This window comes from Isoptericola sp. NPDC057191 (assembly GCF_042670225.1).
In the GTDB taxonomy this organism is placed as follows: Bacteria; Actinomycetota; Actinomycetes; order Actinomycetales; family Cellulomonadaceae; genus Isoptericola.
The window spans coordinates 1-8,995 of the sequence record NZ_JBHUWC010000169.1 but is presented as its reverse complement, the minus strand read 5'-3'; the positions used below and the strand labels follow the sequence as shown (position 1 = coordinate 8,995).

Annotated in this window: 9 protein-coding genes and 1 tRNA gene; all 10 read left to right on the top strand. The window is 75.2% G+C overall.

Translation table 11 applies throughout. The features are described from left to right. The first annotated feature begins 45 nt into the window (after positions 1 to 45). The 10 genes from obgE (at position 46) to ACFT55_RS16625 (ending at position 8,964) form a co-directional block, all read left to right on the top strand. Positions 46 to 1,563: a GTPase ObgE gene (gene obgE / locus ACFT55_RS16670; RefSeq protein WP_380244961.1), complete on the top strand. Its 1,518-nt coding sequence runs from the start codon at positions 46 to 48 to the stop codon at positions 1,561 to 1,563. Between the two features lie 25 nt (positions 1,564 to 1,588). Continuing rightward, entirely contained in the window at positions 1,589 to 2,731 is a 1,143-nt protein-coding gene (proB, locus tag ACFT55_RS16665) for a glutamate 5-kinase (protein ID WP_380244960.1), read from the top strand. A 72-nt stretch (positions 2,732 to 2,803) separates the two neighbouring features. Then, a complete protein-coding gene (locus ACFT55_RS16660; protein ID WP_380244959.1) occupies positions 2,804 to 4,303 on the top strand; it encodes an alpha/beta hydrolase family protein in 1,500 nt (499 codons plus the stop codon). 43 nt (positions 4,304 to 4,346) lie between these two features. After that, positions 4,347 to 5,657 (top strand): glutamate-5-semialdehyde dehydrogenase, encoded by a 1,311-nt coding sequence (locus ACFT55_RS16655; protein ID WP_380244958.1) that lies wholly within the window; start codon positions 4,347 to 4,349, stop codon positions 5,655 to 5,657. Between the two features lie 93 nt (positions 5,658 to 5,750). Continuing rightward, positions 5,751 to 5,900, top strand: a complete 150-nt coding sequence (locus ACFT55_RS16650) for a hypothetical protein (protein ID WP_380244957.1) — start codon at positions 5,751 to 5,753, stop codon at positions 5,898 to 5,900. Positions 5,901 to 5,919: 19 nt separating this feature from the next. Next, positions 5,920 to 6,537 carry a nicotinate-nucleotide adenylyltransferase gene (gene nadD, locus ACFT55_RS16645; protein ID WP_380244956.1) on the top strand — a complete coding sequence of 206 codons (618 nt, stop codon included), beginning with the start codon at positions 5,920 to 5,922 and terminating at the stop codon, positions 6,535 to 6,537. Beyond that, a complete protein-coding gene (locus ACFT55_RS16640) occupies positions 6,530 to 7,672 on the top strand; it encodes a hypothetical protein (protein WP_380244955.1) in 1,143 nt (380 codons plus the stop codon). Before nadD ends, ACFT55_RS16640 begins: the two co-directional genes overlap by 8 nt. Continuing rightward, positions 7,669 to 8,115 (top strand): ribosome silencing factor, encoded by a 447-nt coding sequence (gene rsfS / locus ACFT55_RS16635; protein ID WP_380244954.1) that lies wholly within the window; start codon positions 7,669 to 7,671, stop codon positions 8,113 to 8,115. The genes ACFT55_RS16640 and rsfS overlap by 4 nt, the downstream gene beginning before the upstream one ends. After that, positions 8,112 to 8,801 (top strand): histidine phosphatase family protein, encoded by a 690-nt coding sequence (locus ACFT55_RS16630; protein ID WP_380244953.1) that lies wholly within the window; start codon positions 8,112 to 8,114, stop codon positions 8,799 to 8,801. The genes rsfS and ACFT55_RS16630 overlap by 4 nt, the downstream gene beginning before the upstream one ends. A gap of 90 nt (positions 8,802 to 8,891) precedes the next feature. Continuing rightward, positions 8,892 to 8,964, top strand: a tRNA-Ala gene (locus ACFT55_RS16625). Positions 8,965 to 8,995: the final 31 nt, after the last annotated feature.

The following is an 8,995-nucleotide window of genomic DNA, read 5'->3' as shown; positions in this document are numbered from 1 at the left end:
CCGTTGTGGTGCGCCCCTCGTCGCTTTGCCTGAGAGGATCTGACCATGGCCAGCTTCGTCGATCGCGTGGTGCTGCACGCCGTGGGCGGTGACGGCGGCCACGGCGTCGCGTCCATCCGCCGCGAGAAGTTCAAGCCCCTCGCCGGCCCCGACGGCGGCAACGGCGGCGACGGCGGCACCGTGAAGCTCGTCGTCGACCCCCAGACGACGACGCTGCTCGAGTACCACCACTCGCCCCACCGGCGTGCCACGAACGGCACCCAGGGCATGGGCGACGACCGCGACGGCGCCAACGGCGGCGACCTCGTGCTCGGCGTGCCCGACGGGACGGTCGTCAAGGACCGCGAGGGCAACGTGCTGGCGGACCTCGTGGGCCCCGGCGCGGAGTTCGTCGTCGCGCAGGGCGGCAAGGGCGGACTCGGCAACCGCGCCCTCGCCTCCCCGAAGCGCAAGGCCCCCGGATTCGCCCTGCTCGGTGAGCCGGGCGAGGAGCGGGAGGTCGTCCTCGAGCTCAAGACGATCGCCGACGTCGCGCTCGTCGGCTACCCGAGCGCCGGCAAGTCGTCCCTCGTCGCGGCGATCTCCGCCGCGCGGCCGAAGATCGCCGACTACCCGTTCACCACCCTCGTGCCCAACCTCGGCGTGGTGCAGGCGGGCCAGTCCCGCTTCACCGTCGCCGACGTGCCGGGCCTGATCCCCGGCGCGAGCGAGGGCAAGGGCCTCGGCCTGGAGTTCCTCCGGCACATCGAGCGCACCGCCGTCCTCGTGCACGTGCTCGACTGCGCCACGCTCGAGCCCGGCCGCGACCCGCTGAGCGACCTGGACGTCATCGAGGCCGAGCTGGCCGCCTACTCCGGCGACCTCGGGATCGAGGGCGGCCGGGTGCCGCTCACCGAGCGGCCGCGCCTCGTCGTCCTCAACAAGATCGACGTCCCCGAGGCCCGCGAGCTCGCGGAGCTCGTGCGTCCCGACCTGGAGGCGCGCGGGCTGCGGGTCTTCGAGGTGTCGACCGCGAGCCACGAGGGGCTGCGGCCGCTGACGTTCGCGCTCGGCGAGCTGGTGGAGCGCGCCCGCGCGGCCGCGCCGCCGCCCGAGCCCACGCGGGTCGTGCTGCGTCCGAAGGCGGTCGACGAGGCCGGCTTCACCGTCACGGCGCGGCGCGAGCATGAAGGCGTCTACTACGAGGTGCGCGGGTCCAAGCCCGAGCGCTGGGTGCGGCAGACGGACTTCAACAACGACGAGGCCGTCGGCTTCCTCGCGGACCGGCTCGCCAAGCTCGGTGTCGAGGACCGCCTGCTCAAGGCGGGCGCCGTCGCCGGCGACGAGGTGCGCATCGGCGACCCGACCAACGCCGTCGTCTTCGACTGGGAGCCCACGCTCAGCACCGGCCCCGAGCTGCTCGGCGCGCGCGGCACCGACCTGCGGCTCGACGAGAGCTCCCGCCCGACCCGCGGCGACAAGCGTCGCGAGCACCAGGAGCGCATGGACGCCAAGACGGAGGCCCGACGCGAGCTGTGGACCGAGCGCCAATCGGGTCACTGGACGGACCCGGACGACGCCTGACCGCGCCGAGAGCGAGAATGCGCGGGTGAACGCCGCCACCTCCCGCGCCAGCCTGCCGGACGCCCACCGCGTCGTCGTCAAGATCGGGTCGTCCTCGCTCACGGGACCGGACGGGCGTCTCGACCTCACGGCCCTGCGTGCGCTGGTCGAGGTGCTCGCGGCGCGCGTGGCGGACGGCGGCCAGGTCGTCCTCGTCTCCTCGGGGGCGATCGCGGCCGGCATCGGCCCGCTCGGCCTGAGCGCCAGGCCGCGCGACGTCGCGACCATGCAGGCCGCCGCCATGCTCGGGCAGGGGCAGCTCGTGGCGCGCTACACGGAGGCGTTCGCGGCGCACGGCCTGCAGATGGGCCAGGTGCTGCTCACCGCGGAGGACACGGTGCGGCGGTCGCGGTACCGCAACGCGCAACGGTCGCTCGAGCGGCTGCTCGCGCTGGGCGTCGTGCCGGTCGTGAACGAGAACGACGCCGTGACGACGGACGAGCTCACCTTCGGTGACAACGACCGCCTCGCGGCGCTGGTGTCGCACCTGGTGCGCGCCGACGCGATGGTGCTCCTCACGGACGTCGACGGCCTGCACGACGCCCCGCCGTCGCGCCCCGGTGCCCGGCGCATCCCGCACGTGGCCGACCTGGCCGACCTGGACGGGGTGGAGGTCACCGCGCGCGGCAGCGCCGTCGGCACGGGCGGGATGGTCACCAAGCTCGAGTCCGCACGGATCGCGACCGGGGCGGGCGTGCCGGTGGTGCTGACCAGCGCGGTGCACGTCGCCGCCGCGCTGGCCGGCGAGGACGTCGGCACGTTCTTCGAGGTGACCGGGCGTCGCACGACGGCGCGGAGGCTGTGGATCGCGCACGCCGCCCAGTCCCACGGCCGGCTGCACCTCGACGCCGGTGCCGCACGCGCCGTGCTCGGCGGCCGGGCGTCGCTCCTGCCGGCGGGGGTCACCCGGGTGGAGGGGTCGTTCGAGGCCGGCGACCCGGTCGAGCTGGTCGGGCCCGACGGCGTCGTGCTCGCCCGCGGCCTCGTCGCGTTCGACTCGGGCGAGCTGCCCGGGCTGCTCGGCCGTTCCACGTTCGACCTGCGCGCCGCGCTCGGGGAGGGGTACGACCGCGAGATCGTGCACCGCGACGACCTCGTGCTGGAGCACCGCCCGACCCGCGGGCGATGAGTTCGGCGCCGACGCGGCGTCGACAGGGGAGCGGCGCGCACCGGTGCGTGCCCCTGGCCCCAGGAGGCTCCCATGCGTCGACCGCACCGCGCCCGTGCCCACCACCGCACAGCCACCGTCACCACGACGGTGATCGCCGCCGTCACCGCCGCCGTCACCTCGACGGCGCTCGCCCTGGTGGGTCTCGCCGCCGCCCCGGCGACGGCGACGCCCCGCCCCGTGCCGACCACCGCACCGGCTCCGGCCCCGCCGACCGAGTACTCGGGTGAGCTCGCGGGCGCCCGCTACCGCGTCCTGGTCCCGCAGGGGTGGAACGGCACCCTGGTGCTGTTCAGCCACGGGCACTACCCGTCGGAGTTCTTCGGCGGCTTCCCCGCGCCGCACGTGCTCGGCAACCAGCAGCTGAGCGAGAAGACGCTCACCGACCACGGGTACGCCGTGGCGGCCTCGCTCTTCCAGAACGACGGCCTGGACTTCACGGTGCCGACGGCGGTCGCCGACCAGTCGCGCCTCCTGGACTGGTTCTCCGCGCACGTGGGGGAGCCGGCCCGCACCATCACGTACGGCCAGTCGATGGGCGCCGTGACGGCGGTCAAGCACGCCGAGGTCGAGCCCGACCGGATCGACGGCGTGCTCACCGTGGGCGGCGTCATCGACTGGGTGGGCCAGCTCGACGCCATCCTGGACATGAACGTCGCGACGCGTGAGCTGCTCACCGACGGCACCGACGCCCACGGGAAGCCGATCGAGCTCGTCCACGCCGCAGACCCGCAGGCCAGCCGCGACGCGCTGGTCGCCGCGCTCGCCGCGGCGGCGGAGACGCCGCAGGGCCGTGCCCGGATCTCCCTGATCGCCTCCCTCAACACCGTGACCGGCTGGTACGAGATGAACGAGCCGCGCCCCGAGGGCGTGGAGGCGTGGGCCCGGGGTCAGGCACAGTGGCTGATCGGCGCCTACACGATGGGGCTGGGCCCGACCGCCCGCGTCCATCTCGAGACGACGCTCGGCGGCAACCCGAGCAGCACCGACCTGACGCGGCTGCGGACCCGGCTCGCGCGGTCGGGCGACGCCGGGGGCGTGCGGGCGGCCTACGCGGCCGCCGGCCTGGACCTGGGTGCGGACCTCGCCGCCCTGGAGGCAGCCACCCCGATCGTGGCGGACCCGTCCGCCCGGGCGGCGATGGTGGCCCACCGTCCCGAGGGCACGACGCCGTCGCCCGTGCTGACCCTGCACACCACGGGCGACGGCGGGGCGCCGCCGTCGGGCGAGCGGTCCTTCGCGCAGCGGGTGCGCGCCGTGGGCGACCCCGCACGGCTGCGCAGCCTGTACGTCGATCGCGGGGCGCACCTGTCGGTCAACCTCGGTGAGGAGCTCGTGGCGCTGCGCACGCTGGAGCGCCGGATCGACACGGGACGGTGGCCGTCGCTCGCCCCGCGGCTGCTCGACCGCGCCGCGAACGCGCTCGGCCCGGACTACCGGGCCACGTTCGAGGTCGTCACGCTGCAGACCTTCGACCACGCACCCGCCTTCACGCACTTCGTGCCCCCGCGCGCGCCGCGTCCCTCCTGGTGAGAGGGGGCTGCTGCCGCGCGGCGCGGCGTCGTACGCTCGGGAGATGACCACGACCCTCTCCGAGCAGGCCGCCGGCAGCGACCAGGGCACCGACGTCACGGGCGCGGTGCACGACGTCGCGCGGCGGGCGAAGGTGGCGTCGCGCACGCTCGCGACCGCGACCCGCGCGACGAAGGACGCCGCGCTGCGCGGTCTCGCCGCCGCCCTCGAGGACGCCGCCGACCGCATCGTGGCCGCCAACGCGGACGACCTGGCTCGTGGCCGCGAACGCGGCCTCGCCGACGGGCTGCTCGACCGCCTGGCGCTCGACCCGCAGCGCGTGGGGGCCATCGCCGACGCGCTGCGCGAGCTCGCCGGCCTGCCCGACCCGGTCGGCGAGGTCGTGCGCGGCCAGACGCTCCCGAACGGCCTGCGGCTGCGCCAGCTGCGGGTGCCCATGGGTGTGGTCGGGATGATCTACGAGGCACGGCCCAACGTGACCGTCGACGCGGCCGGCCTCGCACTGAAGTCCGGCAACGCCGTGATCCTGCGCGGCGGCAGCGCGGCGGCCGCGTCCAACGCGGTGATCGTCGACGTCCTGCGCGCGGCGCTGGAGGCACAGGGGCTGCCCGCCGACCTCGTCCAGACCATCGACGCGCACGGCCGCCCCGGCGGCGTCGCCCTCATGCAGGCGCGGGGGCTGGTGGACGTGCTCGTGCCGCGCGGCGGTGCGGACCTCATCCGCACCGTCGTCGAGTCGTCGACGGTGCCGGTGATCGAGACGGGCGTCGGCAACGTGCACGTCTACGTGGACGCGTCGGCGGACGTCGCGTCCGCCGTCGAGATCGTCATGAACGCCAAGACGCAGCGGGTGGGGGTCTGCAACGCGGCGGAGACGCTCCTCGTGCACGCCGACGCCGCGGTGGCCTTCCTGCCCGCGGCGCTCGCCGCCCTCGGCGGGGCAGGCGTGGTGCTGCACGGCGACGACCGCGTGGTGGCGCTCGCGCCGGAGTCGGTCGAGGTGCTCCCCGCGACGGACGCCGACTGGGCGACGGAGTACCTGGCCCTGGAGCTCGCCGTGCGCGTCGTCGACTCGCTGGACGACGCGATCGACCACATCCGGACCTGGTCGTCCGGGCACACCGAGGCGATCCTCACCCGTGACCTGGCCGCGTCCGAGCGGTTCGTCGCGGAGGTGGACTCGGCCGCCGTGATGGTGAACGCGTCGACGCGGTTCACGGACGGCGGCCAGCTCGGCCTCGGCGCCGAGATCGGCATCTCGACCCAGAAGCTGCACGCCCGTGGGCCCATGGGGCTGGCGGAGCTGACGACCACCAAGTGGGTGGTGCACGGGGACGGGCACGTCCGGCCCTGACCTTCGTTCCGACGCCCGTCCGCACCGCCCGCGCCGCGTGAGAGACTGGGCCCCGATCGCACCTGCCGCACCCACGACGCACAGGAGGAACCCGTGCTGCACACCGCCGTTCAGGTGGCCCAGGAGGCCACCGAGCACGCCGAGACGATCCCCCCGATCGCGATGGGACTCCTCGCGTTCGGCGGCCTGGTCGTCGCGCTCTTGGTGACGTACGCCTTCCGCAACGTGTCCAACCGCCACTGACGAGCGCCGTCCGGCCAGCGTGAACGAGCCGTCGTCGCAGCCGCGCCGTCCGCGCCTGGGCGTGATGGGTGGCACCTTCGACCCCATCCACCACGGGCACCTGGTCGCCGCCTCCGAGGCGGCGGCGCTGCTGGATCTCGACGAGGTCGTCTTCGTCCCCACCGGCAAGCCGACCTTCAAGCAGCACCAGCGCGTCTCGCCGGCGGAGCACCGTTACCTCATGACGGTGATCGCGACGGCGTCGAACCCGCGCTTCACCGTGAGCCGCGTGGACATCGACCGGCCGGGGCTCACGTACACCGTCGACACGCTCCGGGACCTGCGCGAGGAGCGCCCCGACGCCGACCTGTTCTTCATCAGCGGCGCGGACGCGATCGAGCAGATCCTCACCTGGAAGGATGCCGCGCACCTGTGGGAGATGGCACACTTCGTCGCTGTCACGCGGCCGGGGCACCAGCTCACCGTGGACGGCCTGCCCCACGACGGGGTCACGACGCTGGAGGTCCCGGCGCTGGCGATCTCGTCGAGCGACTGCCGTCGCAGGGCGCAGGCCGGTCAACCAGTGTGGTACCTGGTGCCGGACGGCGTGGTCCAGTACATCGCCAAGCACGGTCTGTATCGAGGTCTCGATGAGTGACAACACCCCGTCCCGCCCGCTGACACGCCGCGAGATCCGCGAGCGGGAGCAGGCTGCAGCCGCCGCAGCAGCGCAGAGCGCCGCCGCACCGGCACCGGCCGCCCCGCACCCGGCCGGTGCCGACTACGGACGTCCTGCCGCGCCCTCCCCGTTCGGCGCGCCCGCCGGGGCCGCGGGTGCCCCGCCCGCGTCCCGGTTCGCCACGGGCCCCGCGACCAGCGCGCCGTCGCGTCGCTCGCTGCGCGAGCAGAGCCCCGCGGCTCCCGCCCCGTCGCCGGCGCCCATGGTGCGCCCCCCGTCGGCGTCGGCGGGAGTGCGAGGGCTGGACGAGACGGGACGGCTCGCGCCGATCCAGCGGCCCACCGGCGAGATGTCGCGCGCGGTCGCGCCCGCACCGGCGCCGCGGCCCGCCGCGCCGGGCGGCCCGGCGGCGCCCCCCACCCGCACCTCGTCCCGCCGCGACTTCGGTTCGCCCACGGCGTCGCCCGGTGCGCCCTCGTACGGTCCGGCCGCGACCGGGATGACGCTGCCGCCCCTGTCGTCGCCGGCGACCTCGGCGCCGCCCGCGGCGACGCCGCCCGCCTCGGTCGCCCCGCGCCCCGACGGCCCCGTGCGACGCTCGCCGTTCGCCGCCAGCGGCACCGACTCGCCGTTCGGCACGACCTCGGCCCCCACGTCCGCCCCGTCGGCGCGTGCGGCCGCGCCCTCCGCTCCCGCGAGCGCGCCGCCCGCCGCCGCGGCGCCGCCGCTGCCCTGGGCGACGCCGTCGACCCCGCCGGCGGACCGTCCCGCCGCGGTGCAGCCGTCCCGGCCCGCGCTCGGGTCCCCGACCCCGTCCGGCCCCGAGCGCACGGCCGCGTCCCCGTTCGACGCCCTCGTCGCGTCCGAGCAGCCCGTCCGCGCGCGCTCGGCCGCCCCCCAGGTCGAGGAGGACGACGAGGAGGACTGGGACGAGCCGGAGGCGTCGTACACCTGGCTGCACTACATCGTGCTCGTCGTGGTCGCCTTCGTGCTCGGTCTGCTGGTCTGGAAGCTGCTGCTGGCCGGTCCGGACGACAAGAGCTTCAGCACGGACTCGGCCGCGCCCGCGGCCACCCTCTCGCTCACCACATCCCACCCCGGAGCCGCCGCATGACCGCCACCCCCCGCGCCGTCGAGCTGGCGATCGCCGCCGCTCGGGCCGCCTCGGACCGCAAGGCGCAGGAGATCATCGCGCTCGACGTGAGCGAGCAGCTCGTCCTCACGGACGTCTTCCTCATCGCGTCCGGCACGAACGAGCGCCAGGTCTCGGCGATCGTGGACGCGGTCGAGGAGGCGATGATCCGCGCCGGGGCGAAGCCGATCCGTCGCGAGGGCAAGGCGCAGGCGCGCTGGGTGCTGCTGGACTTCGGCGACGTCGTGGTGCACGTGCAGCACGCCGAGGACCGCGTGTACTACGCGCTGGAGCGGCTCTGGAAGGACTGCCCGGCGATCGACCTGCCGGAGGACGCGCGCGGCGGCGACGGTGCGGCGGCGGCTGCCGAGTACGGGGACGGAACGGGCGACGGCACCATCCGTCTCGCGGGCGACGAGCGGTGACCGCGGGCACCGTCGTCCTGCTCCGTCACGCGCGCACCGCGTACAACGCCACCCTGCGGCTGCAGGGACAGATCGACATCCCGCTCGACGACGTCGGCCGGTGGCAGGCGGCGGAGGGCGGCTCTGCCCTCGCCTCGTCGCACCGGGCGACGCGCATCGTGTCCTCCGACCTGGGCCGGGCGCGCGAGACGGCGGCCGCCTACGCTGAGGCGCTCGGCGGAGCTCCCGTGCAGACGGACGAGCGGCTGCGCGAACGCGGCTTCGGCGAGTGGGAGGGGCTGACGGGCGCGGACATCTCCGCGCGCTGGCCCGAGGAGTACGCGGCCTGGCGCCGCGGTGCCGAGCCGGCCGGCGCGGGCGCGGAGACGAAGGCCGAGGTCGCGGCACGGATGACCGAGGTGGTCGCCCAGCACGCGGCGGAGCTCGACGACGACGCGACCCTGGTGGTGGTCTCCCACGGCGCCGCCATCTCCCTGGCGGTCACCGCGCTGCTCGGCCTGGACCCCACCACGTGGCGTGGGCTGGCGGGCATGCACAACGTGCACTGGTCGCACCTGCACCGGGCAGGGGAGGGGGCCGTCCCGGCGTGGCGGCTCGTCGCGCACAACGTGGGCGCGGGGTATCCGCTGGACCAGTGGCAGGCGGGCCCGGACTGGAATTTGGAACCTGGCCCGAAGTCTGCCTAAGATATCGACGTTCCGAGGGGCGCAAGCCCGGAGGAACGCACCGAATCAGACGAATCGCCTGACCGTTCGCGGTCGCGAGAGTCGGTTCTCGGGGCTGTGGCGCAGCTGGTAGCGCACCTGCATGGCATGCAGGGGGTCAGGGGTTCGAGTCCCCTCAGCTCCACCCCGACGAGAAGGCCCGGAACCTCAGGTTC

Bases quoted from the DNA above. Each gene is read 5' to 3' on its own strand.
- ACFT55_RS16640 (WP_380244955.1), top strand. From the start codon at position 6,530: ATGAGTGACAACACCCCGTCCCGCCCGCTGACACGCCGCGAGATCCGC.
- rsfS (WP_380244954.1), top strand. From the start codon at position 7,669: ATGACCGCCACCCCCCGCGCCGTCGAGCTGGCGATCGCCGCCGCTCGG.
- ACFT55_RS16660 (WP_380244959.1), top strand. From the start codon at position 2,804: ATGCGTCGACCGCACCGCGCCCGTGCCCACCACCGCACAGCCACCGTC.
- ACFT55_RS16655 (WP_380244958.1), top strand. From the start codon at position 4,347: ATGACCACGACCCTCTCCGAGCAGGCCGCCGGCAGCGACCAGGGCACC.
- obgE (WP_380244961.1), top strand. From the start codon at position 46: ATGGCCAGCTTCGTCGATCGCGTGGTGCTGCACGCCGTGGGCGGTGAC.